Raw genomic sequence first — 23,772 nt, forward strand, 5'->3', positions numbered from 1 at the left:
CATGCGTTATCTGCTGTGTCTGCTGCTCTGCCTGTTGGCCGGTGTCGCCCAAGCGGCGCCGGCCAAGGCCTACATGAGCATCATCATCGACGACCTGGGTCAGAGCAGCGAGCGCGATAGTCGCACCCTCGCGCTACCGGGCCCGGTAACCCTGGCGATCATGCCCGATACACCCCATGCCAGCGATTTCGCCCGCCAGGCCCATGACGCCAAGCGCACGGTGATCCTGCACATGCCCATGGACCCGGCCACTGGCCCTTACGCCTGGCATCCCGAATTACCACTGGACGAGCTCGCCAAGCGCCTCCAGGCCGCCCTGACCAAGGTGCCCTACGCCGCGGGTATCAACAACCATATGGGTAGCCGAATGACGGCGCAGCGCGAACCGATGGCCTGGCTGATGGCCGAGCTGCAACGTCGCCATCTGTTCTTCGTCGACAGCCGTACCAGCGCCGCCACCGTGGCTGCGGCCCAGGCCCAGGAAATCGGGCTGGCCCAGGTGTCGCGCGACGTGTTCCTCGATGACGTGCGCACCGTCGAGGCCATTCGCGCTCAGTTGCAACTGGGCATTGCCCAGGCGCGCAAGCAGGGCTCGGCAGTGCTCATCGGCCACCCTTACCCACAGACGCTGGAAGTGCTCGAGCAGGAACTGCCGCGCTTGCACAGCCAAGGGGTCGAGTTGATCGACCTGAACCAGATGATCGCCGAGCGCGGCAACCAGGCCATGCCTGCCCATGGCAAGCATGGCCGCTACAGTAACCATTGAGGGGAAAGAACGCCCGGTAGAGTGTGCAGGGATGTTGCGACCTGCCTACCCCACCAGACGGCGCTCATAGTGATCAGCTGTAGACGCGGCCCAGCAACTGTCGATGGCTCTCGAACTGATCGAGCACATCGCGCACGATCTGATCGGGCGCGAAGCCCATCAGGTCGTATTCCTGACTGCCGTCATGCAGGTACACCTCGGCACGATAGAAGCGCTGACGCACCTCCGGCTCGCCCTCGACCGGCGCCTCGCTCGGCGCGGCCAGGTAGCCGTCCAGGCTCACTTCATAGACGAAGGGGTTGCCCTCCTCCATCATCACCCGCAAACCCATCATGTTGCGCGACTGGCCAACCCGGGTCTCGACCTCGAAGCCCAAGGTACGAAGCTGCGCGGCGGCTTCCTGCAACGCCGGGCTCACCTGCCGGTCCATGAAGCGCTGCACCACCGCCTGGGTCGGTTGCAGCTCCAGCTGGGTCAGGCGCTCGCTGAAGCCTCGGCGACCGCGGGCGGCCAATTCGGCGCGCTCCTGCTCCACTGCCACGTCCTGCTTCATGGCCTTGTACAGACCGAACATGAACAGCACCAGCACCACCGAGAACGGCAGGCCGGCGAGCACCACCATGGTCTGCATCGCCTCGAAGTTACCGGCGAACAACAGGCCGATGGTCACCAGGGTGATCACCACCGACCAGAACACCACCATCCAGTGCGGTGCGTCCTCATCGACCTTGCCGCCTTTGCACGACAGGTTGGCCATCATCACCGCGCCGGAATCGGCCGGGGTGAGGAACAGCACGAAGCCGACGAACACTGCCACACCGATCACGATCTTCGCTGCCGGGAAATATTCCAGCAGCTGGTAGATGGACATCGACGGCTGTTCCAACGCGGTCTTGCCCAGCTCCACGGCGCCCTGGTTGATGACCAGGTCCAACGCGGTGTTGCCGAAGATCGACAACCAGGCCAAGGTGAAGCCCAGCGGGATCAACAGCACGCCGCTGACCAGTTGGCGCACGGTACGGCCCTTGGAAATACGGGCGATGAACATGCCGACGAATGGGCCCCAGGAGATCCACCAGGCCCAGTAGAACACGGTCCACAGACCGAGCCAGCGCTCGGATTTGCCGGCCTCGCCCTCGTAGACGTAGAGATCGAAGGTTTTCAGCACGATGCCGTTGAGGTAATCACCGACGTTCTGCACCAGGCCATTGAGCAAGTGCAGGGTCTGGCCGCCCAGCAGCACGAAGATCAGCAGGCCGCTGAACAGCACGATGTTCAGGTTGGACAGACGGCGAATGCCGTTCTCCACACCCGAAACCGCCGCCACGGTGGCCACACCGGCCATGACCAGGATGACCACCAGCAGGTTGGTCTTGCTGTGGTCCATGCCGAACAGGTATTCCAGGCCGGAGGCCACCTGCATCGAGCCGATACCCAGATTGGTCACCAGGCCCAACAGGGTGACGAACATGCCGAAAATGTCCACGGCGTTGCCGGCAGCGCCCTTGACCCAACGTTCACCGACCAACGGGTACAGCGCGGAACGCAGTGCCAGCGGCTGATTGTGGCGGTAGGCGAAATAGCCCACGGCCAGGCCGACCAGGGCATAGATCGCCCAACCATGCAGGCCCCAATGCAGGAAGGTCAACTGCAAGCCCTGACGCGCGGCCTCGAGGCTGGCAGGCGTACCCTCCGGTGGGTTGAAGTAGTGGTCCAGCGGTTCGGATGCGCCGAAGTACAGCAGCGAGATACCGATGCCGGACGAGAACAGCATCCCGGCCCAGGCGCCGTAGCTGAAATCGGGCTGGTCGTCCTTGCCGCCAAGCTTGAGCTTGCCGTAGTCGGAGAATGCCAGATAAACGACGAACAGCAGGTAACCACAGATCACCAGCATGTAGTACCAACCGAAGGTCCGCGTCAGCCAATGCTGGGCAACACCCAGGATTCGGCCAGCGGTTTCGGGAACAGCAATCAGCAAGGCAGTCAAAACGAGGATCATCAGCGCGGAGGTGAAGAACACCACGCGGTTGACCCCTACCCTCTCGGCGGGGGGTTTGGTTAGGGAGGCAGAACTCATTGCACGAAGGCTCCGGGCAGTGCGGCTGTGGAGGCTAATCAGTCTTTTCCCGAGCAATTGGTGGAATACCCCCACTGCCCCGGGTGTTATAAAAGCACCCTGGAAAATTTCCCGGGGTGTCAATTCGTGCCGGCTCGACCGCCTGAACAACTGTCAATGGCACAAATTGTCGCAGAGCTTATTCTTTATTGATTGAACGTTCAATCAAAACAAAATAGACTGGTCTTCGCCGAGTCAGCCGCTTGTCGTCTGCTCGCAGGCCTGAGGAGAAAGCAAGATGCCCAAGGTCGGTATGCAACCCATCCGCCGCCAGCAATTGATCGAAGCCACCCTGCAGGCGGTCGATCAGGTCGGCCTGGGGGACGCCAGCATTGCGCTCATTGCCCGTTTGGCCGGCGTGTCGAACGGCATCATCAGTCACTACTTTCGGGACAAGAACGGCCTGATCGCAGCGACGATGGGCTACATCATGACCATGCTCAACGAAGGCGTTGCAGCACGGCGCCAGGCCCTGACCGACGACAGTCCGCGCGCCCACCTGAAAGTGATCATCGAGGGTAACTTCGATGCCAGCCAGGTGAATGGCCCGGCAATGAAAACCTGGTTGGCCTTTTGGGCGTCCAGCATGCACCAGCCCGATTTGCACAGGTTGCAGCGGATCAACGATCACCGCCTGTATTCCAACCTGTGCTGTCAGTTCCGCCGCGTCCTGCCGCTCTACCATGCGCGCAAGGCTGCCCGCGGACTGGCGGCCCTGATCGACGGTTTGTGGCTGCGTGGCGCTTTGTCGGGAGATGCTTTCGACACCGACCAGGCGATACGGATCGCTTACGAATACATGGATCTACAACTGGCTAAGCAGCACACCCTGAGCGCAAGCGCCCAGGCCGCTGACCAGACGCACACGGCGCTTGCCAACCCGGCGGGAGCGTGACGCGCAGCCAAACACACACTGCACTTGCGAGGACACTATGGCCCGTTTCGGAACGCAAAAACTCTACATTGATGGTGGTTATGTCGACGCCGGCAGCGATGCCACCTTCGAAGCCATCAACCCGGCCAACGGCGAAGTCCTCGCCCACGTGCAACGTGCCACCGAGGCGGACGTCGAAAAAGCCGTCGCCAGCGCCGAGCGTGGCCAGAAAGTCTGGGCGGCGATGACCGCCATGCAGCGTTCGCGCATCCTGCGCCGCGCCGTCGACATCCTGCGCGAGCGCAACGACGAGCTGGCCATGCTGGAAACCCTGGACACCGGCAAGTCGTACTCCGAAACCCGCTACGTCGACATCGTCACCGGCGCCGATGTGCTGGAATACTACGCAGGCCTGGTACCGGCCATCGAAGGCGAACAGATCCCGCTGCGCGAGTCGTCCTTCGTCTACACCCGCCGCGAGCCGCTGGGCGTGACCGTCGGCATCGGCGCGTGGAACTACCCGATTCAGATCGCCCTGTGGAAGTCCGCCCCGGCCCTGGCCGCAGGCAACGCGATGATCTTCAAGCCGTCGGAAGTCACTTCCCTGACCACCCTGAAACTGGCCGAGATCTACACCGAAGCCGGCCTGCCGGACGGCGTGTTCAACGTTCTGACTGGCAGTGGCCGTGAAGTCGGCACCTGGCTGACCGAGCACCCGCGCATCGAGAAAGTGTCCTTCACCGGCGGCACCACCACCGGCAAGAAGGTCATGGCCAGCGCTTCGAGCTCCTCGCTCAAGGAAGTCACCATGGAACTGGGCGGCAAATCGCCGCTGATCATCTGCGCCGACGCCGACCTGGACAAGGCCGCGGACATCGCCATGATGGCCAACTTCTACAGCTCCGGCCAGGTCTGCACCAACGGCACCCGCGTGTTCGTCCCAGCCGAGATGAAAGCCGCTTTCGAAGCCAAGATCGTCGAGCGGGTGGCACGCATTCGTGCCGGTAACCCGGAAGACGAGAACACCAACTTCGGTCCGCTGGTCAGCTTCCCACACATGGAAAGCGTGCTCGGCTACATCGCCAAGGGCAAAGAAGAAGGTGCCCGTGTGCTGTGCGGCGGCGAACGCCTGACTACCGGTGATTTCGCCAAGGGCGCCTTCGTTGCCCCGACCGTGTTCACCGACTGCCGCGACGACATGACCATCGTCAAGGAAGAGATCTTCGGACCCGTGATGAGCATCCTCACCTACGAGACCGAGGAAGAAGTCATCCGCCGCGCCAACGACACCGAATATGGCCTGGCCGCTGGTGTCTGCACCAACGACATCTCCCGCGCCCACCGCATCATTCACCAGCTCGAAGCCGGCATCTGCTGGATCAACGCCTGGGGTGAGTCGCCGGCGGAAATGCCGGTCGGTGGCTACAAGCAGTCGGGCGTTGGCCGTGAGAACGGCATCAGCTCGCTGGCTCAATACACTCGCATCAAGTCGGTCCAGGTCGAACTGGGCGGCTATACCTCGGTTTTCTAAACCCGGTCCAGCCACGCCCGTGCCACCGTGCACGGGCGTTCCCGCCTCCTGATCACCGCCAAACGAGGGAACGCTCATGTCCCAAGCATTCGATTACATCATCGTCGGCGCAGGTTCCGCCGGTAACACCCTGGCCACCCGCCTGACCGAAGACGCCAACGTCACCGTGCTGCTGCTCGAAGCCGGCGGCCCCGACTACCGCTTCGACTTCCGCACCCAGATGCCGGCGGCCCTGGCCTTCCCGCTGCAGGGCCGCCGCTACAACTGGGCCTACGAGACCGACCCGGAGCCGCACATGGACGGCCGCCGCATGGAGTGTGGCCGCGGCAAGGGCCTGGGTGGCTCGTCGCTGATCAACGGCATGTGCTACATCCGCGGTAACGCCATGGACTTCGACGGCTGGGCGAAACTGCCAGGCCTGGAAGACTGGACCTACCTCGACTGCCTGCCGTATTTCCGCAAGGCCGAAACCCGCGACATCGGCCCTAACGATTACCACGGCGGCGAAGGCCCGGTCAGCGTGACCACACCCAAGACCGGCAACAACCCGCTGTTCCATGCCATGGTCGAAGCCGGCGTGCAGGCGGGCTACCCGCGTACCGAAGACCTCAATGGCTACCAGCAGGAAGGCTTCGGTCCCATGGACCGTACCGTGACCAAGCAAGGCCGCCGCGCCAGCACCGCCCGTGGTTATCTGGACCAGGCCAAGAAGCGTCCGAACCTGACCATCGTCACCCACGCCCTGACCGACCGCGTGCTGTTCGAAGGCAAGCGTGCCGTTGGCGTGACCTACCTGGTCGGTGACAGCGAAGAGCGCGTCGAAGCCCGTGCCCGCAAGGAAGTCATCGTCAGCTCCGGCGCCATCGCTTCGCCGCAACTGCTGCAGCGCTCCGGCGTCGGTCCGCGCGAACTGCTGGAAAGCCTCGACATCCCAGTAGTGCACGACCTGCCAGGCGTCGGCGAGAACCTGCAGGACCACCTCGAGCTGTACCTGCAGTACGCCTGCACCCAGCCGGTGTCGCTGTACCCATCGCTGCTGTGGTGGAACCAGCCGGCCATCGGCGCCGAATGGATGTTCAAAGGCACCGGCATCGGCGCCAGCAACCAGTTCGAGGCCGGCGGTTTCATCCGTACGCGCCCCGAGTTCGAGTGGCCGAACATCCAGTATCACTTCCTGCCGGTGGCCATCAATTACAACGGCTCCAACGGCGTGAAAGAGCATGGCTTCCAGGCGCACATGGGTTCGATGCGCTCGCCAAGCCGTGGCCGCATCAAGCTCAAGTCCAAGGATCCGCGCCAGCACCCAAGCATCCTGTTCAACTACATGGCTACCGAACAGGACTGGCAGGAGTTCCGTGACGGCATCCGCCTGACCCGTGAGATCATGGCCCAGCCGGCGCTGGACCCGTACCGTGGTCGCGAAATCAGCCCAGGCGAGCATGTGCAGACGGACGAGGAACTGGACAAGTTCATTCGCGAACACGCCGAGACCGCGTTCCACCCGTCCTGCTCGTGCAAGATGGGCACCGACGACATGGCCGTGGTCGACAACGAAGGCCGCGTGCATGGCATGCAGGGCCTGCGTGTGGTGGACGCGTCGATCATGCCGATCATCATCACCGGCAACCTCAACGCCACCACGATCATGATCGCCGAGAAGATCTCGGACAAGATCCGTGGTCGCCAGCCACTGCCGCGCAGCACCGCCAAGTACTATGTGGCGGGTGATGCACCGGTGAAGGGCAAGGCGATGCGTGAGGTGAAGCAAGGCTGATCGGCGAAAGGGCCATCACCGGCAACAACCCAAAAGGCACCGCTACGGTGCCTTTTCTACATCTGCAGAAACGCTTTACATGCTGCCAATTCATCAGGTTAGAATCGATTGGCACGCGACCTGCTACTTCATCGCAACTACCGTGTCCTTTTCCCCGCGCTGTCCCGGAGTACCTGCCTTTGGATGCAAGCACCATCAACAGCCTGTTCTTGATCGGCGCATTGCTGGTGGGCGCAAGTATCCTGGTCAGTTCGCTGTCGTCGCGCCTGGGGATCCCGATCCTGGTCATCATCCTCGCCGTCGGCATGGCAGCCGGGGTCGATGGTGGCGGCATCATCTTCAACAACTATCCGACCGCCTACCTGGTGGGCAACTTGGCGTTGGCAGTGATCCTGCTCGACGGCGGCCTGCGCACCCGCGTTGCCAGCTTCCGGGTGGCGCTGTGGCCGGCCTTGTCGCTGGCCACTGTGGGCGTGATGATCACCACCGGTCTCACCGGTATGGTCGCCGCCTGGCTGTTCGACCTGAGCCTGATCCAAGGCCTGCTGATCGGCGCCATCGTCGGCTCCACCGACGCTGCGGCGGTGTTTTCGCTGCTGGGCGGCAAGGGCCTGAACGAACGGGTCACAGCGACCCTGGAAATCGAATCGGGCAGTAACGACCCGATGGCGGTATTCCTCACCGTCACCCTGATCGACATGATCGCCAGCGGCCAGACCGGATTGCACTGGAGCCTGCTCGGCCACCTGCTGCGGGAGTTCGGCATCGGCGGGCTGATCGGCCTGGGCGGCGGCTGGCTGATGCTGCAACTGGTCAACCGCATCAACCTGGCAGGTGGGCTCTACCCGATCCTGGTGATAGCCGGCGGCCTGGCAGTGTTCTCCCTGACCAACGCCCTGCACGGCAGTGGCTTCCTCGCCGTGTACCTGTGTGGCCTGGTGCTGGGCAACAAGCCGATCCGCAGTCGCCATGGCATCCTGCACATGCTCGACGGCATGGCCTGGTTGGCACAGATCGGCATGTTCCTGGTGCTCGGCCTGCTGGTCACCCCCCATGACCTGCTGCCGATCGCCCTGCCCGCGCTGGGTCTGGCACTGTGGATGATCCTGGTGGCCCGCCCCCTGTCGGTAGTCGCCAGCCTGCTGCCGTTCAAGGCCTTCCATGGCCGAGAAAAAGGCTTCATCTCGTGGGTCGGCCTGCGCGGCGCGGTGCCGATCATTCTGGCCGTGTTCCCACTCATGGCCGGCCTGCCCAACGCCCAGTTGTTCTTCAACCTGGCCTTCTTCATCGTCTTGGTGTCGCTGCTGGTGCAAGGCACTAGCCTGCCGTGGATGGCCAAGTTGCTGAAGGTCACGGTCCCGCCGGACCCCGCGCCGATCTCACGCTCGGCTCTGGAGGTCCACATCACCAGCGAGTGGGAGATGTTCGTCTACCGCCTGGGCGCGGAGAAGTGGTGCATCGGCGCCGCCCTGCGCGAGTTGAAGATGCCCGAGGGCACCCGTATCGCCGCCCTGTTCCGTGGCGAACAGCTGCTGCACCCCTCTGGCAGTACCGTCCTGGAGGTCGGCGACATGCTCTGCGTGATCGGCCACGAACACAACCTGCCAGCGCTGGGCAAGCTGTTCAGCCAGGCACCGCAGCGCGGACTCGACCTGCGCTTCTTCGGCGACTTCGTGCTCGAGGGCGATGCCGAGCTGGGTGCGGTGGCGGCACTGTATGGCCTGAAACTCGACGGCCTGGACGCAAAAATGCCGCTGGCGCAGTTCATCCGACAGAAGGTCGGAGGCGCTCCAGTAGTGGGCGACCAGGTCGAATGGCACGGCACGATCTGGACCGTGGCCACCATGGACGGGAACAAGATCCAGAAAGTGGGCGTCAGATTCCCCGAAGGAACGCGACCAGGACCAGGATTGTTCCTCTAAACTCCGTTTCAGCCTGATCCTAAGTAGTCTGCCTATGTCCCTGCGCGCATCCCTTCGCGCAGCCCTGTTCGGGCTGTGCCTGTCCTTCTCGTTCATGACCCTCGCGGCCGAGGCGCCCACCACTGCCAGCATCCAGAGCAGCCTCGACAAGATCGCCGAGCGCAAGCTGCCGGAGGCCGAGCAGAAGGCCTTGCAGCAAGTCCTGGAACAGACCCTGACCCTGCTCGCCAGCGCCGAGGACAGCGAGAAGAAGCTGGCTGCCCTCAAGCAGCAGTTGGCCGACGCACCGAAGGAGACCACCGAAAGCCAACGTGAGCTGTCCAAGCTCAAGGGCAGCAAGAGCGTACCGGTGGCCGAGCGCTACGCCGACCTCAGCGTGCCGCAGCTCGAACAGTTGCTCAGTGAGCGCAGTACCCAGCAGGGCGAGCTGCAAAAGGCGCTGTCCGAGGCCAACAGCCTGATCATCAATTCGCAGACCCGCCCCGAGCGGGCCCAGGCCGAAATCAGCAACAACCAGACCCGCACCCAGCAGATCAATAACGCCCTGAAAAGCGGCAAGGTCGATGGCAAGCCGATCAACGCCGACCAGCGCAACCAACTCACTGCCGAGCTGGCCTCGCTCAATGCCCTGACCCTGCTCCGGCGTCAGGAATTGGCCGGCAATGGCCAACTGCAGGACCTGGGCAACGCCCGCCACGACCTGCTGATCGAACGTGCCACCCGCCTGGAGCAGGAAATTCAGGACCTGCAGACGCTGATCAATGACAAGCGCCTGGCGCAGTCGCAGCAAACGGTCACCCAGCAGTCGATCGAAGCGCAAAAAGCCGGGGGTAGCACCCTGCTGGCCAACGAAAGCGCGACCAACCTCAAGCTGTCCGACTATCTGCTCAAGAGCACCGACCGCCTCAACGAACTGACCCAGCAAAACCTGCGCACCAAGCAGCAACTGGACAGCCTGACCCAGGCCGACCAGGCCCTGGACGAACAGATCAGCGTACTCAAGGGCAGCCTGCTGCTGTCGAAGATCCTCTATCAGCAGAAACAGGCACTGCCCCACCTGAAGGTCGACCGCGACCTGGCCGACCAGATCGCCGACATTCGCCTGTATCAGTTCGAGATCAACCAGCAGCGCGAACAGATGAGCAGCCCGCTGGCCTATGTCGACAAGTTGCTGGCCAACCAGCCCCAGGAGCAGGTCACCCCGCAACTGCGCAAGGCGTTGCTGGAAGTCGCAATCACCCGCAGCGACCTGCTCGAGCGGCTGAATCGGGAACTGTCGGCACTGCTCAACGAGTCGATCACCCTGCAGCTCAACCAGAAGCAACTGCTGGGCACGGCCCAGGGCCTGCGTACCACCCTCGAAGAGCAGATGTTCTGGATTCCCAGCAACAAAGCCCTGGACTGGGACTGGCTGCGCTATGTGCCCGAGCGGTTCGCCAGCCAGGTCGCGAGCCTGCCATGGAGCTCAGGGATCAAGGAACTGGCCGACGGCCTCAGCCAGCGCCCGCTGCTGTTCCTGCCGCTGCTACTGGTGATCGGCGCACTGCTGTGGCGCCGCAAGTACCTGTACCAGCGCCTGGGCAAGGTGCACCAGGACATCGGCCACTTCCGTCGCGACAGCCAGTGGCACACGCCACAGGCGATCCTGATCAACATTCTCCTGGCGATGCCGGTCAGCCTGGGCCTGGCGCTGTGCAGCTATGCCCTGCAGATCGACGCCCGCGGGCAGAACGCCAACCTGGGCGCAGCACTCTGGCAACTGGCCCAGGCCTGGCTGGTGTTCTACACCGCCTACCGCATCCTCGCTCCCGGTGGCGTGGCCGAGATCCACTTCCGCTGGCACAAGCCCCAGGTCGAGTTCCTGCGCGGCTGGGTCCGGCGCCTGGGCACGGTGGTGCTGGCGCTGGTCGGCGTGGTCGCGGTGGCCGAACATCAACCTTCGGCGCTGGCCGACGACGTACTGGGCATCGGTATCGTGCTCACCTGCTACGCGCTGATGGCATGGCTGCTCAGCCGCCTGCTGCTGAGCAGCCCGGCGCACCGAGATACCTCGCTGTTCCGCAAGGCGGTCGGGGTGGCCTTCACCGCCCTGCCGATCGCGCTGTTCGTGGCGGTCTGCTTCGGCTACTACTACACCGCCCTGAAACTCACCGACCGTCTGATCTACACCCTGTACCTGCTGCTGTTCTGGCTGGTGATCGAAGCGGCCTTCGTCCGCGGCCTGTCGGTGGCGGCGCGGCGCCTGGCTTATCAGCGAGCCTTGAGCAAGCGTGCGGCGGCCAAGGAAGGGCTCGATGGCGAGGTCATCAGCGAAGAGCCGACCCTGGATATCGAGCAGGTCAACCAGCAGTCGCTGCGCCTGATCCGCCTGGCCCTGCTCGGTGGTTTCATCGCCGGGCTGTACTGGGTCTGGTCGGACCTGCTGTCGGTGTTCGCCTACCTCAACAACTTCACCCTGTACGAGTACACCAGCGGCACCGGGTCCGCTGCCAGCATGGTGCCGATCAGTCTGGGCGACCTGCTCGGTGCGCTGGTGATCGTCGGCATCACCTTCGCGCTGGCCGGCAACCTGCCAGGTCTGCTGGAGGTGCTGGTACTGTCGCGGCTGAACCTGGCCCAGGGCAGCGCTTACGCCACCACGACACTGCTGTCGTACACCATCGTCGGGATCGGTATCGTCAGCACCCTGTCGACCCTCGGGGTCAGCTGGGACAAACTGCAATGGCTGGTGGCGGCGCTGTCGGTCGGCCTGGGCTTCGGTATGCAGGAGATCTTCGCCAACTTCATCTCCGGCATCATGATCCTGTTCGAGCGCCCGGTGCGTATCGGTGACACCATCACCATCGGCAACCTGTCAGGCACGGTAAGCAAGATCCGCATCCGCGCCACCACCATCACCGACTTCGACCGCAAGGACATCATCGTCCCCAACAAGACCTTCATCACCGGCCAGTTGATCAACTGGTCGCTGACCGACACGGTCACCCGGGTGACGCTCAAGCTAGGCATCGACTACGGGTCAGACCTGGATCTGGTGCGCGAGCTGCTGCTCAAGGGCGCCCACGAGAACCCAAGGGTGCTCAAGGACCCGGAGCCGATCGTGTACTTCCTGAACTTCGGCGAGAGCTCGCTGGACCACGAACTGCGCATGCACGTGCGCGACCTGGGCGACCGCAACCCGACCCTGGACGAGATCAACCGCTATATCAACCGTGAATTCAAGGCGCACGGCATCAAGATCTCGGTGCGCCAGGTCGAGGTGTTCCTGATGGACACCAAGGGCGGCAAGCAACAGCTGATTCCACTGGAACAACCAAAATCGGATGGCACCGCACCGGCCTGAGTACACTCCAATACTTTATGCTGTGCGCACCCCCTGCGAGGGCTGCGCCCTCGTTCGCGGGCAAGCCCGCTCCCACAGAGACCGCGCACTACCTATGGGAGCGGGCTTGCCCGCGAAGGGCCGCAAAGCGGCCCCGATGTCCAGACTTCAGGAGCCGGCCCCGTGAAAGCCCTCGACCAACTCAGCTTCGACAACCGCTTCGCCCGCCTGGGAGATGCCTTCTCCACTCAGGTCCTGCCCGAGCCCATCGCCGAGCCGCGCCTGGTGGTGGCGAGCGAGTCGGCCATGGCCCTGCTCGACCTCGACCCGACCCAGGCAGAACTGCCGATCTTTGCCGAACTGTTCAGCGGCGCCAAGCTCTGGGAGGAGGCCGACCCACGAGCGATGGTCTATTCCGGCCACCAGTTCGGTTCGTACAACCCACGCCTTGGCGATGGCCGAGGCCTGCTGCTGGCTGAAGTGCTCAACGACGCCGGCGAGCATTGGGATCTGCACCTCAAGGGTGCCGGGCAGACGCCCTACTCGCGCATGGGCGATGGCCGCGCCGTGTTGCGCTCGTCGATTCGCGAATTCCTTGCCTCCGAAGCCCTGCACGCCCTGGGTATTCCCACCAGCCGTGCGCTGTGCGTGGTCGGTTCAAGCACCCCGGTGTGGCGCGAAACCCGCGAAAGCGCCGCGATGCTCACGCGACTGGCTCACAGCCATGTGCGTTTCGGCCACTTCGAATACTTCTACTACACCCAGCAGCCAGAGCAGCAGCGACTGCTGATCGATCATGTGCTGGATCAGCACTATCCCGAATGTCGCGACGCCGAGCAGCCGTACCTGGCGATGTTCCGCACCATCGTCGAGCGCAACGCCGAGCTGATCGCACGCTGGCAAGCCTACGGTTTCTGCCATGGGGTGATGAACACCGACAACATGTCGATTCTCGGCATCACCTTCGACTTCGGCCCTTACGCCTTCCTCGACGACTTCGACGCCAACTTCATCTGCAACCACTCCGACGACCGAGGCCGCTACAGCTACGCCAATCAGGTGCCGATCGCCCACTGGAATCTCAGCGCCCTGGCCCAGGCGCTGACCACGGTGGTCGAGGTGGAGCCGCTCAAGGAAGCGCTGGGGCTGTTCCTGCCGCTGTACCAGGCCCATTACCTGGACCTGATGCGTCGCCGCCTGGGCCTGACCTGCGCCGAGGACGACGACATGGCGCTGGTCGAGCGGCTGCTGCAACGCATGCAGAGCGGCGGTGTGGACTACAACCTGTTCTTCCGCAGACTGGGCGAGCAGCCGCTGGCCGAGGCGCTCAGGGTCGTACGTGACGACTTCGTCGACCTCGCAGGTTTCGATGCGTGGGGCGCGGATTACCTCGCTCGGTGTCAGCGCGAACCGGCCAATGCCGAAGGGCGTCGGCAACGGATGCACGCGGTCAATCCGCTGTATGTGCTCCGCAACTACCTGGCGCAAAAGGCCATCGAAGCCGCCGAAGCCGGGGATTATAGTGAAGTGCGGCGGCTGCATCGGGTGTTGAGCACGCCGTTCGAAGAGCAGCCCGGCATGCAGGCCTATGCCGAGCGACCACCCGAGTGGGGCAAGCATCTGGAGATCAGCTGCTCCTCATGATCGGTGCTGGCTGTACCGGCGATAGACCGGTACCTACAACACACAAGGAACAGACATGTCAGAGCCATTGGTAATCCCCTGCCCTCACTGCAACGGTCTCAACCGCCTGCCCGCCGCCCGCTTGGGCGATGCCCCTAAATGCGGGCGCTGCAAGCAGGATGTGCTGCTCAGCACGCCGTTCGACCTGACCGAAAGAGGCTATGCCAGCCAAATCAAGGGCGACCTGCCATTGCTGGTCGACGTCTGGGCCGACTGGTGCGGCCCGTGCAAGTCCTTCGCCCCGACCTTCGAGCAGGCCGCCCGTCAGCTCAGTGGCCGCTGCCGCCTGGCCAAGCTCGACAGCGAAGCCAATCGCAACCTCGCTGGCCAGTTGGGCATCCGCTCGATCCCCAGCCTGATCCTGTTCAAGAACGGCCGCGAAGTCAGCCGCCAGGCGGGTGCCTTCCCGCTTCAGTCGTTGCTGGAGTGGTTGCGGAGCCAGGGGGTCTAGGTTCTATGCGCTTGCCAACAAGGATTCGTAGGGAATGCGAAGGCCATCGTGCAGGCGCTTGATCATGGAAAGGCTAAGTCCGCGCTTTCCATTCAAAACCTCTGATACCCGCCCGCTTGGACCGATAAATGGTTCAAGATCACGCGGCGTCAGGCCCTGCTGATCCATACAAAACTTGATCGCCTCGATGGGATTGGCCGGATGGATGGGGTAGTGCTTGTTCTCGTACACCTCGATCAAAGCTACAAGCACTTCCATTTCATCAGCCTCGGGCGTGCCCGCCTCAGCCTGAAAAATGGCTTCGAGTCGCTGGAAGGCTGCTCGAAGGTCGTCATCATTACGGATCGGCTTAATATTCACAGATTGTCTCCACGTCAATCTCGTCATAGCGCTTGTGCGTACCGACGAACTTCACCCAGGCAATACCGGCTCGATACTGCATCTCGACAACAAGCCGGTACTTGTTACCCCCGATATTGAAGACCACGCGGTTGCTGCCACATATGCTGGCGCTGCCAATCTGATTTTTTACATCCTGCGGCGTTTGCCAGATGGCCTTTGTTGCCATATCGTGCCAGCTCTCCAACGGAGCTCTGGCATCCTCATACCCCGGTAATTCCCAGAACCTCACCAGGGTGCTTTTAGCAATGACGCGCATCCAAGCATATCTCCCGTTTTGGGAGATTATGCATGGCACTCAGCGAATGGGCAATGATTTGAATGTTGCGCTCACTCACTACGCTCAAGCAGATCGTGCAACTCGACAAATTGCTGGGTCAGCTTGTGCCGCGGTTCCAGGTGTATCAACGGCAGGCTGGCATGGTGCGATTCACGCATCTTCACCGAACTGCCCAGGTACACCGGTAGCACCGGTAACCCCTCCGCCAGCAATTCGTCGAGCATTTGCTGAGGCAGGCTGGCGCGGGACTGGAACTGGTTGACGACGATGCCCTCGACCACCAACTCCTCGTTGTGGTCATCCTTGAGTTCGTCGATCTCGGCCAGCAGGCCATACAGGGCCTGGCGTGAGAAGCTGTCGCAATCGAAGGGGATCAATACACGATCGGCTGCGATCAGCGCAGAAACAGCGTAAAAATTCAGCGCCGGTGGTGTATCGATATAGATCCGCTCGTAGTCCTCGTCCAGCTCGTCGAGCAACTTACGCAACTTGTTGATCTTGTGCTTGGCTTCGAGCTTGGGCTGCAGGTCGGCCAACTCCGGGGTCGCCGTGACGACATGCAGGTTGTCGAACGGCGTTTCATAGATATCGACCTTGTTCTTCTTGCTGAACGGCCCGCTGGACAGGCTCTGCTTGAAGAAATCCGCGATGCCCATGGGAATGTCCTCACCGGTCAGGCCGGTCAGGTACTGGGTCGAGTTGGCCTGGGCATCCAGGTCGATCAGCAGGGTCCGGTAACCCTCGTTGGCACTCACCGCCGCCAGGTTGCAAGCGATGCTCGACTTGCCCACACCACCTTTCTGATTGAACACCACACGCCGCATGACAGACCTCCGTGTATCAACGAATGCCCGAGTATGTGGCGGCGCCACGGCATTGACCAGCCCTGTTCATCCGTGCCCGCCACCAACCGTCCGAGCGTTTGCGCTCAGCCACTCACCTGGTCGGTCAGCAATTCGGCGAAGGCCTTGGCCATCGCCGATCCACCATGGGCACGCTGCAACAGCCACACTGCCGACATCGCGTCCTGGTCCAGCAACGTGCGATAGACCACCCCTTCGATGCGCATGCGCTGATAGGAAGCCGGAAGTACCGACACGCCCAAGCCCGCCGAGACCAACCCGATGATGGTCATCGCCTCACCCGCCTCCTGGGCGAAGTGTGGGCTGAAGCCGGCCTGGCGTGCCAGGCTCTGCAACTGGGCATACAGCCCACTGCCATAGCTACGGGGGAAGAACACGAATGGCTCATGGGCCAATGCCGCCATGTGCAGGCCCTGCTCGGTACCGGCAGCCAGCGGATGCGAGGCATTGATGACGGCCACCAACGGCTCGCGGAACAGTTCCGTGGCCAGAAGTCCGTCCGGCAACGGCATCGGTCGCATCAGGCCGACCTCGATGGATTCGTCGAACACCGCTTGGGCCACATCGCGGCTGCTCATTTCCTGCAAGTGCAGGTGCACGGCAGGAAATCGCTGGCGGAAGGCGTGGATAGCCTTGGGAATCTTCGACGTGAACGGCGCCGATGAGGTGAAGCCGATCTTCAACTCACCTAACTCGCCGAGCTGGGCACGTCGGGCCACGTCGGCCGCCTTCTCCACCTGTGCCAGCACCTGCCGCGCCTCCTCGAGAAACAGTCGGCCAGCCTCGCTGAGCTCCACTCGTCGGTTCGTGCGCTCGAACAGGCGCGCACCCAGCTCCTGTTCCAAGGCCTGAATCTGTTGGCTCAGGGGCGGCTGGGAGATGCCCAGTTGCTGCGCGGCCCTGCCGAAATGCAGCTCTTCGGCGACGGCGATGAAATACCGCAGGTGACGCAGTTCCATGTTCGCTCCTAACGAGTCGTTAAAGCTCTTAAATAGGTCGAACAATATATTGGATCTAATCATTAGGCAGCTATATGATTTTTTCCATTGCCCCAGAGGTCTCCCCCGTGAAAACTGCTGTAGCCCCACTTTCCGCCGAGCCCGACCCCGCCCCGCTGAACGAGATCTGGATCGAAAAAGGCTCCCCCGCCTTCATGAAGACCGTGCTGGCCCTGTTCAGCGGCGGTTTCGCCACGTTCGCCTTGCTGTACTGCGTTCAGCCGATGATGCCGCTGCTGTCCAAGGAGTTTTCGATCAACGCCGCGCAGAGCAGCCTGGTGCTGTCGGTATCGACGGGTCTGCTAGCGTTCGGACTGTTGGTTACCGGCCCGATCTCCGATCGCATCGGACGCAAGCCGGTGATGGTCGCTGCCTTGCTCTGCGCCGCACTGTCGACCCTGGCCAGCGCCGTGATGCCGACCTGGGAACTGGTGCTGGCCACACGCGCGCTGGTCGGCCTGTCGCTGAGCGGCCTGGCGGCGGTGGCGATGACCTACCTGAGCGAAGAGATCCACCCACAGCACATCGGGCTGGCCATGGGCTTGTACATCGGCGGCAACGCCATCGGGGGGATGAGCGGTCGCCTGATCACCGGCGTTCTCATCGATTTCGTCAGTTGGCACACGGCAATGCTGGTGATCGGTGGCCTCGCCCTGGTGGCGGCAGTGGTGTTCTGGAAGGTCCTGCCCGAATCTCGCAACTTCCGCGCGCAGACGCTCAATCCACGTAGCCTGCTCGATGGCTTCCTCATGCACTTCAAGGATGCCGGCCTGCCATGGCTGTTCCTCGAAGCGTTCTTGTTGATGGGCGCCTTCGTCACCTTGTTCAATTACATTGGCTACCGCCTCCTCGCCGAGCCCTATCACATGAATCAGGCACTGGTCGGCCTGCTCTCGGTGGTGTACCTGTCGGGCATCTACAGCTCGGCGCAAGTGGGCGCCCTTGCCGACAAGCTAGGCCGCCGCCGGGTATTCTGGGCGAGCATCCTGGTGATGGCCGGCGGGCTGCTGATGACCCTGGCCAGTCCCTTGACGCTGGTGATCGTCGGCATGCTGGTGTTCACCTTCGGCTTCTTCGGCGCGCACTCGGTGGCCAGCAGCTGGATCGGTCGCCGGGCCCTGAAGGCCAAGGGCCAGGCTTCGTCGCTGTACCTGTTCTGTTATTACGCAGGCTCCAGCGTGGCCGGTACGGCGGGCGGGGTGTTCTGGCACCATGGCGGATGGAACGGCATCGGGCTGTTCATTGGCAGCTTGTTGGCCGTGGCGTTGCTGGTGGCACTGCATCTGAGCAAGCTGGCGCCCAAGAGTGCCTGAACACGGCGCACTTCAAATGTCCGCCAGTTCCAGCACCAAGCGCGCATGCAGCAACTCACCCTGGGCCTGCAACTGGATGCCACGAACTCTGCCACCATCCCGTTCGAGCTGATGCAGCCACGGCAAGACCTGGGTGGCCGGGCCTTCGAGGCTGACATCCAGCTGCCCGGCCTTGGCTTGCAGACTGTTGATGCGGATACCGGCGGCCTTGGCGCGCTCACTCAAGGTGGCAGGTGTCAGCCGGGGGGTTGCGCCATCTGACCGGGGCGGCCCCTGCATCAGCCGCCGCAAATTGGCGCCCTGCTCATATTCCGCCACGAGATTTCGTTCAGCCTGCTGCAAGCGCGCCTGACCCGGTAGCCAGAGCAGTTGATGAATCACCAGCAGGCCGCAGGCCCACAGACCCACTTGCAACAGGACACGTCGAGCGCTCGATATCTGCTGCCACTGACGCACCAAGGTGTGATCGCTCCAGGGTTTCAATCAACCTCCTCCCAGGAAAGACTGGCTCGAACGCCGCCATCGTCCTGCCGGCCATGCTCCATATGCAGACCTGGAACCCGCTCGGCCAGTCGTTCAAGGTCGCCGAAGCTCTGAGCGACAACGTCCACCCGCCATCCTTGCGCAGGGCTCGATTCGGCACGCTCGATGGTGATGTTCGCGGCCGCGACCAACTGCTCGGCGAATCCGGCCAGCTTCTCTACCGCGGTGGTTGCCTGGGGGCGGGCTTGCAGCGAACTGATCAGCAGGTTCAAGTCTGAGCCGACAGGCTGCCCGGGCGTCCAGCGCTGCAATGCCTGGACGGTCTCGGCATGCTGGCGTGATGCGAGCCGCGACAATCGCTCAGCCTGCAGATGATCCGCTGCGCAGACCATCAGCGCGGCAAGCGTCACCCCGCCTGCCAGCCCTACCCAAGAGGGGGCTTTGCCTCGCCGCCGCAAGTCCCCTTGGCGCAGGTCCACGGCGCCGCCACGGCCTTGCAACAAGATGTCGAGGGCATTGCCGACCTGCCGTTCGTCACCCATCCCAGTAATCGCCCCGGCCTCCGCCATCCAAGGCATGCCCGGGCATTTCGCCAAGAGAGCCCCCGCAGCCTGGGCACCGACCGCCAGCCGCACGCCCTCGGTGCCCCCTAACAACCAGCGCCCTTCGAACCACAGAGCACAGACCCGCTCGGCCACCAGCAGATCGGCATCGACATGGATTGCTACAGGGTCGATGCCCTGTCCCTGCAATAGCGCCAGCACCCGGCGCAGTTGCGCCTGGGCGACGATCAGGACCTTTCGCCGACCCTGTCCATCCACCGGCCCGAACGCCAGGTGCGATGCTTCCAGCGATGCGGCCAGCTGCTCTTCGGCGGCATACGCCAGGGCCTCGCGACTGGGGCGCCGCCCCGGCACCGGCCCGATCGGGCAATATCCCGCCATTTCCATGGGCAGCACCAGCACCACACCTGCGTCGCTCAGTGCCGCCGGCAGCTCAGCCAAGGTGGAACGGTAGGTATTACCATCCGCCGCACGCACAAGCACTGGCCACTGCGCGTCCCCCTGCGCCAGCCCCTCGGCCAGCAGAAACAGGTAAATGTCATTCATCGGGCATTGGCTCCGGTTGTGCAGAATGAACCCGACGCACCACGCGTATCCGAAGCGTGTCCGGGTCGATCTCCAAGTCGCTGTACAAGTAAAGGGACCGGCCCTGTAGCACTGCCCGGACTTCCAGGCGGTACCATCGGCTGTTTACCCTCAGGCCATGGCTGTCGATGCCCAGGCCAACCAGTTGTGGCTGCGCCAGAAAGCGCTGAACGCTGGCAGAGCCCTCCTCGTCCCGCCCGTTGACCAGGCGCTCGGCTGTGGCGGGTTCGACCCCTTCGAGGGCTGCGAGCAACGTGGCCGACGCGGTATTGATGTTCAGCCCCGCTTGCGCCGGCAACGCCACGACCCAGGGGCGCAAACGCCGCATGACTTCGCCATCGACACCCGGCAGAGCCCGCAGCTGGCTGGGATCGAGCAGCCGTTGACCAGCCAGGGCGTCCAATGCCGGCGCCTCGATCTGCAAGACGCGACACAGACGCTGCCAACGTTCGAGCAGCACCGGGTCCAAGGTCTTGCGTGCAGTGAGCGCCCCGAGGTTGAAGCGACCGGACAGGTCCTCCAACTTCAAGTGCACCTGCCCCTGCGCAAGATCGAGCACGCGCGGTTGCGCCCAGGGCTGGCCGGTATGGGTAATCTGCAACAAGGTGGTGGCCTGCTGCTTGAGCTGCGCCATGGCGTAGCGCTCTCCCGCCTGCGCCAGCTGCAAAAGCCGCGACGCGTCGATCTGTTGCCCGATAGCACCGAGCATGCCGTGATGGCTGCGTAACGAGCCGGCGACCAGCATGATCAGCAGTGCCATCACCAGCAGCACGGTTACCAGTGCCACGCCCCGCTGCCGCGGCTTGCTCACAGGCTGGCCCCCGCCAACGGCAGGACCCGGCGTATCGCCTGCAGACGCTGGGTCGACAGGATGACTTCGAGCGCCAACGGGGGCTGGGTCATCTTCCCGTCGGATGACCAACCCTCCTCTGCGCCATACAACCGCCAGTGCAACGCCACTACGCCTTCCAATAGCCGCTGCGGCCGCACTTCGCCGTACTCCAGCGTGCGCCGCTGACGCCACAGCACCCCATCCTCGAGCCAGTACTCGACGATCCTCAGATCGCTGCGCGGCAATGCCTGGCGGTCGTATTCTGCGCCCAGCAACCAACTCACTCGATGCGGCGTCAGCACCACATTGGAACTCGCACGCTTGTCCCCGGAGGCTGGCCAGTAACCTTGCAGGGCGTCACGCTGCATCACGCTCATGGCTCGGCCGAGTGCGCGGAGTTCGTCGGCGTAGGCCTGACGCGCGGCATCGGCGCGTACCCAGGTCGCCAGCAGCTGGCTGGTGCCGGTGGCAAGCAAGGCGAAGACGCTGATGGCCAGCAGCAGTTCCAACAGCGTGAAGCCGCGCTGGGCACGCCGTGGATCATGGGCGTTCATCGCCTGCCTCCAGCCAGCCCACCGCCTGGTGAAGCGGTCGCCCATCAGCCGCCAGGCCAACGCTCACGCTCACCTCCACCAGACCAAGGCCCACCAGTGAGCGCCGCGATTCCTCGAGCACCCAGGTGCGCTGATCGAGGCGAACCTGCAACGTACGTTGCGCCTTGGCCGGCATCGCCTGCACGCGGAGCTCGCTGAGGTGGTTGTCTGCAATCCAACTGGCGAACAAGCGATCACGCACATCCTGGGACTGCGTCAGCAGGTGCTGACTGGCCGTGGTCACCGCCGCGGCAAGGACGGCGAACACCGTCAGTGCCACCAGCACTTCCAACAGCGTGAAGCCACGTTCAGAGTTCGAGCCAGGGGTCATTCAGGCCATCGCTCGTGACGCGGGCAAGTTCCACACCTGCCTGCTGAAAGGACAACGAAAAAGGGGTGTATTCGTCGTTGCAGGCAAACACCAACTGGGCAATATTCGAATCGCTGGCGAGGACCACAGGAAGGCTGTCGATCTCCAGCAACAGGTCCAGCCCCGTATCGTGGCGCGGCCCTTCGACCTGCCAGATTCGCCCTGCAGCCTTGAGCAGCTGATAGCCGTGCGGGTCGATGTGCACGCCAAGCGCCTGCCCCTCCAGGACGGCCTGGTGCCGGGCATGCTGAACCAGTTGCAAGAACAGGCTCGCTTCTTCACGGGCCAGTCGCTGCGGGTCACGCCCAGCCTGGAACCCCGCGAGCCCCATGACGATGCCCACCAGCACCAGCACCAGCATCATTTCCAGAAGGGTGAAGCCCCGTGCCTGGCGCCGCATCATTCGGTCCAGTTGCCGATATCGGCATCGGCGTTCTCACCCCCCGGCTGGCTATCGGCGCCGAGGGAATAGAGATCGAAGCCCTGGTTCGAACGGGTCCCGGGACTGGCGTATTGGTATGGCGCGCCCCAGGGGTCGAGCGGAGCGCTTTTGAGGTACCCCTGGGCACTCCACTGACGGGGCAATGGGGCGATGGTAGGACGCTTGACCAGTGCCTCGAGGCCTTGGGCCGTGCTGGGGTAGCGCCCGTTGTCCAGGCGATAGATCTCCAGCGCGGTGGAAATGGACTGGATATCGGTACGTGCCGCTGTCAGCTTGGCGTGTTCCGGGCGGCTCATCACATTGGGCAGGACCAGTGCGCCGAGTACGCCCAGGATGACGATGACCACCATGATTTCGATGAGGGTGAAGCCGCGTTGTCGGCGACGAACAGAGCCAGGAGACATATCAGTTGACCAATTGGTTGAGGTTGAGAATCGGCAGGAGGATGGCCAGCACGATGAACAGCACGATGCCACCCATCACCAGCAGCATCAGGGGTTCGCAGAGACTGACGAGAAGAGAGATACGGCCGGCCAGGTGCTTGGCCTGAAGGTCGGCGGCGCGTTCGAGCATGCTGTCCAGTTCGCCCGCCCGCTCGCCGCTGGCGATCATGTGCAGCATCAATGGGGGCAAGGTCTCGCTGCGGGCAAGGCTATCGGCCAAGGTCGTTCCTTCGGCGACTTCCCGCGCAGCCGCTTGCAGGCGCTCGCGCAGTACCCGATTGCCCACGACGTCCGCGCCGATGGTCATAGCATCGACCAGAACGACACCACTGCGACCTAGAATCGCCAGCGTGCTGACAAACCGCGCCGCGTCGCTGGCGCGCACGAAGCCGCCATAACCGGGCAAGCGCAAGACCAGGGCATGCCATTGCCGGCGTCGTTGCGGCTGACGTAACGCCAGGGCTATGCCCACCGCAGCGAGCACCACCAACAGCAATGCCGACAAACCCAGGCTGCCGACCCCCTCACTTAGCGCGATCAGCACCTGGGTCGGCAACGGCAATTGCGCCTGGTCACGGGCGAAGGCCTGCACCACGTCTGGCACGACATAGCCCAGCAGAAACCCCACCACCAGAATCGACACGACCATCAGGATCAGCGGATAGAGCATCGCCAACTGCACCTTCTGGCGCAGGGCCTGCTGGGCCTCGCCATGCTCGGCCAACCGTTCCAGCACCCCGGCCAGATGCCCGGAGCGCTCGGCCGCCTCGACAGTGGCACGGTACATGGGGGGAAAAGCTGCGGGATAATGCGCCAGTGCATCGGCAAAGGCATTGCCTTCGGCGACCCGCTCGGCCACGCCCAGCAACAGCTGCTTGGCCTGGCGCTGGTTGGTCTGCCACGCCACCGCGTGCAAGGCCTCGGTCAGCGGCATGCCGGCCTGCAACAAGGTGGCCAGTTGTCGGGTCAGCAGGCAACGACGGTCGAGCGAAAGCCGGTGACCGGGGGCCAGCGCAGTGAAAGGCGACGGCTGCACCGCACTGATCGCCAACACCGTCAGGCCTTGCTCGCGCAGCTGTTGCCGGGCCTGACGCGCATTCGGCGCGTCCAGCGTGCCACGTAGACGGGCGCCCTCGAGCGAGTGTGCCTGATACCTGAAAACCGGCATC

General features: G+C 63.4%; 22 protein-coding genes. 9 read left to right on the forward strand and 13 right to left on the reverse strand.

Annotated elements, in window-relative coordinates:
• Position 1 precedes the first annotated feature (1 nt).
• On the forward strand, positions 2 to 766 hold the full coding sequence (locus KY379_RS07575) for a divergent polysaccharide deacetylase family protein (RefSeq protein ID WP_261239557.1): 765 nt from the start codon (positions 2 to 4) through the stop codon (positions 764 to 766).
• A gap of 73 nt (positions 767 to 839) precedes the next feature.
• Here KY379_RS07575 and KY379_RS07580 read toward each other — a convergent pair whose 3' ends face one another.
• Complete coding sequence (locus KY379_RS07580; protein ID WP_261239602.1) at positions 840 to 2,786, reverse strand: BCCT family transporter; 1,947 nt, start codon at positions 2,784 to 2,786, stop codon at positions 840 to 842.
• A 334-nt stretch (positions 2,787 to 3,120) separates the two neighbouring features.
• Here KY379_RS07580 and betI point away from each other — a divergent pair, with 334 nt between their 5' ends.
• The 7 genes from betI to trxC all read left to right on the forward strand — a co-directional run bounded on the left by betI (position 3,121) and on the right by trxC (position 14,439).
• The gene (betI, locus tag KY379_RS07585) at positions 3,121 to 3,777 is read left to right on the forward strand and encodes a transcriptional regulator BetI (RefSeq protein WP_133324959.1); all 657 of its coding nucleotides are present in this window, start codon (positions 3,121 to 3,123) and stop codon (positions 3,775 to 3,777) included.
• A gap of 37 nt (positions 3,778 to 3,814) precedes the next feature.
• Positions 3,815 to 5,287, forward strand: a complete 1,473-nt coding sequence (betB, locus tag KY379_RS07590; RefSeq protein WP_133324962.1) for a betaine-aldehyde dehydrogenase — start codon at positions 3,815 to 3,817, stop codon at positions 5,285 to 5,287.
• 76 nt (positions 5,288 to 5,363) lie between these two features.
• A complete protein-coding gene (gene betA / locus KY379_RS07595) occupies positions 5,364 to 7,061 on the forward strand; it encodes a choline dehydrogenase (RefSeq protein ID WP_261239558.1) in 1,698 nt (565 codons plus the stop codon).
• A 179-nt stretch (positions 7,062 to 7,240) separates the two neighbouring features.
• Positions 7,241 to 8,983 (forward strand): potassium/proton antiporter, encoded by a 1,743-nt coding sequence (locus KY379_RS07600; RefSeq protein ID WP_133324966.1) that lies wholly within the window; start codon positions 7,241 to 7,243, stop codon positions 8,981 to 8,983.
• Positions 8,984 to 9,017: 34 nt separating this feature from the next.
• Complete coding sequence (gene mscK / locus KY379_RS07605; protein WP_261239559.1) at positions 9,018 to 12,326, forward strand: mechanosensitive channel MscK; 3,309 nt, start codon at positions 9,018 to 9,020, stop codon at positions 12,324 to 12,326.
• Between the two features lie 162 nt (positions 12,327 to 12,488).
• On the forward strand, positions 12,489 to 13,949 hold the full coding sequence (gene selO, locus KY379_RS07610; RefSeq protein WP_261239560.1) for a protein adenylyltransferase SelO: 1,461 nt from the start codon (positions 12,489 to 12,491) through the stop codon (positions 13,947 to 13,949).
• Between the two features lie 55 nt (positions 13,950 to 14,004).
• Entirely contained in the window at positions 14,005 to 14,439 is a 435-nt protein-coding gene (trxC, locus tag KY379_RS07615) for a thioredoxin TrxC (protein WP_261239561.1), read from the forward strand.
• Positions 14,440 to 14,442: 3 nt separating this feature from the next.
• Here trxC and KY379_RS07620 read toward each other — a convergent pair whose 3' ends face one another.
• The 4 genes from KY379_RS07620 to KY379_RS07635 all read right to left on the reverse strand — a co-directional run bounded on the left by KY379_RS07620 (position 14,443) and on the right by KY379_RS07635 (position 16,940).
• Positions 14,443 to 14,799: a type II toxin-antitoxin system HigA family antitoxin gene (locus tag KY379_RS07620; protein ID WP_136917004.1), complete on the reverse strand. Its 357-nt coding sequence runs from the start codon at positions 14,797 to 14,799 to the stop codon at positions 14,443 to 14,445.
• On the reverse strand, positions 14,789 to 15,097 hold the full coding sequence (locus KY379_RS07625; protein WP_261239562.1) for a type II toxin-antitoxin system HigB family toxin: 309 nt from the start codon (positions 15,095 to 15,097) through the stop codon (positions 14,789 to 14,791). The genes KY379_RS07620 and KY379_RS07625 overlap by 11 nt, the downstream gene beginning before the upstream one ends.
• Positions 15,098 to 15,168: 71 nt before the next feature.
• The gene (locus KY379_RS07630) at positions 15,169 to 15,942 is read right to left on the reverse strand and encodes a ParA family protein (RefSeq protein ID WP_261239563.1); all 774 of its coding nucleotides are present in this window, start codon (positions 15,940 to 15,942) and stop codon (positions 15,169 to 15,171) included.
• A 104-nt stretch (positions 15,943 to 16,046) separates the two neighbouring features.
• Positions 16,047 to 16,940 carry a LysR family transcriptional regulator gene (locus KY379_RS07635; protein ID WP_133324976.1) on the reverse strand — a complete coding sequence of 298 codons (894 nt, stop codon included), beginning with the start codon at positions 16,938 to 16,940 and terminating at the stop codon, positions 16,047 to 16,049.
• Positions 16,941 to 17,047: 107 nt separating this feature from the next.
• On the opposite strand from KY379_RS07635, the gene KY379_RS07640 reads away from it, so the two are divergent.
• Complete coding sequence (locus KY379_RS07640) at positions 17,048 to 18,292, forward strand: MFS transporter (protein WP_133324978.1); 1,245 nt, start codon at positions 17,048 to 17,050, stop codon at positions 18,290 to 18,292.
• A gap of 12 nt (positions 18,293 to 18,304) precedes the next feature.
• Here KY379_RS07640 and gspM read toward each other — a convergent pair whose 3' ends face one another.
• The 8 genes from gspM to gspF are packed head-to-tail and all read right to left on the reverse strand — an operon-like array spanning position 18,305 to position 23,771.
• The gene (gspM, locus tag KY379_RS07645) at positions 18,305 to 18,775 is read right to left on the reverse strand and encodes a type II secretion system protein GspM (protein WP_133324980.1); all 471 of its coding nucleotides are present in this window, start codon (positions 18,773 to 18,775) and stop codon (positions 18,305 to 18,307) included.
• A complete protein-coding gene (gspL, locus tag KY379_RS07650) occupies positions 18,772 to 19,884 on the reverse strand; it encodes a type II secretion system protein GspL (protein ID WP_133324982.1) in 1,113 nt (370 codons plus the stop codon). Before gspL ends, gspM begins: the two co-directional genes overlap by 4 nt.
• Positions 19,877 to 20,734, reverse strand: coding sequence for a general secretion pathway protein GspK (locus KY379_RS07655; protein ID WP_133324984.1), 858 nt, complete (start codon positions 20,732 to 20,734; stop codon positions 19,877 to 19,879). The genes gspL and KY379_RS07655 overlap by 8 nt, the downstream gene beginning before the upstream one ends.
• The gene (locus tag KY379_RS07660) at positions 20,731 to 21,309 is read right to left on the reverse strand and encodes a type II secretion system protein GspJ (RefSeq protein ID WP_165976031.1); all 579 of its coding nucleotides are present in this window, start codon (positions 21,307 to 21,309) and stop codon (positions 20,731 to 20,733) included. Before KY379_RS07660 ends, KY379_RS07655 begins: the two co-directional genes overlap by 4 nt.
• On the reverse strand, positions 21,296 to 21,679 hold the full coding sequence (gene gspI / locus KY379_RS07665) for a type II secretion system minor pseudopilin GspI (protein WP_133324988.1): 384 nt from the start codon (positions 21,677 to 21,679) through the stop codon (positions 21,296 to 21,298). The genes KY379_RS07660 and gspI overlap by 14 nt, the downstream gene beginning before the upstream one ends.
• Positions 21,657 to 22,118, reverse strand: a complete 462-nt coding sequence (gene gspH, locus KY379_RS07670; protein ID WP_261239565.1) for a type II secretion system minor pseudopilin GspH — start codon at positions 22,116 to 22,118, stop codon at positions 21,657 to 21,659. The genes gspI and gspH overlap by 23 nt, the downstream gene beginning before the upstream one ends.
• Positions 22,118 to 22,564, reverse strand: a complete 447-nt coding sequence (gspG, locus tag KY379_RS07675; RefSeq protein WP_133324992.1) for a type II secretion system major pseudopilin GspG — start codon at positions 22,562 to 22,564, stop codon at positions 22,118 to 22,120. Before gspG ends, gspH begins: the two co-directional genes overlap by 1 nt.
• Position 22,565: 1 nt before the next feature.
• A complete protein-coding gene (gene gspF, locus KY379_RS07680; protein ID WP_261239566.1) occupies positions 22,566 to 23,771 on the reverse strand; it encodes a type II secretion system inner membrane protein GspF in 1,206 nt (401 codons plus the stop codon).
• Position 23,772 lies beyond the last annotated feature (1 nt).

This window comes from Pseudomonas sp. HD6422, assembly GCF_025377065.1.
GTDB classification, from domain to species: domain Bacteria; phylum Pseudomonadota; class Gammaproteobacteria; order Pseudomonadales; family Pseudomonadaceae; genus Aquipseudomonas; species Aquipseudomonas putida_U.

Bases quoted from the DNA above. Each gene is read 5' to 3' on its own strand.
- gspF (WP_261239566.1), bottom strand. From the start codon at position 23,771: ATGCCGGTTTTCAGGTATCAGGCACACTCGCTCGAGGGCGCCCGTCTA.
- betB (WP_133324962.1), top strand. From the start codon at position 3,815: ATGGCCCGTTTCGGAACGCAAAAACTCTACATTGATGGTGGTTATGTC.
- KY379_RS07575 (WP_261239557.1), top strand. From the start codon at position 2: ATGCGTTATCTGCTGTGTCTGCTGCTCTGCCTGTTGGCCGGTGTCGCC.
- betI (WP_133324959.1), top strand. From the start codon at position 3,121: ATGCCCAAGGTCGGTATGCAACCCATCCGCCGCCAGCAATTGATCGAA.
- mscK (WP_261239559.1), top strand. From the start codon at position 9,018: ATGTCCCTGCGCGCATCCCTTCGCGCAGCCCTGTTCGGGCTGTGCCTG.
- gspI (WP_133324988.1), bottom strand. From the start codon at position 21,679: ATGACCCCTGGCTCGAACTCTGAACGTGGCTTCACGCTGTTGGAAGTG.
- KY379_RS07630 (WP_261239563.1), bottom strand. From the start codon at position 15,942: ATGCGGCGTGTGGTGTTCAATCAGAAAGGTGGTGTGGGCAAGTCGAGC.
- KY379_RS07635 (WP_133324976.1), bottom strand. From the start codon at position 16,940: ATGGAACTGCGTCACCTGCGGTATTTCATCGCCGTCGCCGAAGAGCTG.
- gspL (WP_133324982.1), bottom strand. From the start codon at position 19,884: ATGAATGACATTTACCTGTTTCTGCTGGCCGAGGGGCTGGCGCAGGGG.
- KY379_RS07660 (WP_165976031.1), bottom strand. From the start codon at position 21,309: ATGAACGCCCATGATCCACGGCGTGCCCAGCGCGGCTTCACGCTGTTG.
- betA (WP_261239558.1), top strand. From the start codon at position 5,364: ATGTCCCAAGCATTCGATTACATCATCGTCGGCGCAGGTTCCGCCGGT.
- trxC (WP_261239561.1), top strand. From the start codon at position 14,005: ATGTCAGAGCCATTGGTAATCCCCTGCCCTCACTGCAACGGTCTCAAC.
- KY379_RS07625 (WP_261239562.1), bottom strand. From the start codon at position 15,097: ATGCGCGTCATTGCTAAAAGCACCCTGGTGAGGTTCTGGGAATTACCG.
- gspG (WP_133324992.1), bottom strand. From the start codon at position 22,564: ATGTCTCCTGGCTCTGTTCGTCGCCGACAACGCGGCTTCACCCTCATC.
- gspH (WP_261239565.1), bottom strand. From the start codon at position 22,118: ATGCGGCGCCAGGCACGGGGCTTCACCCTTCTGGAAATGATGCTGGTG.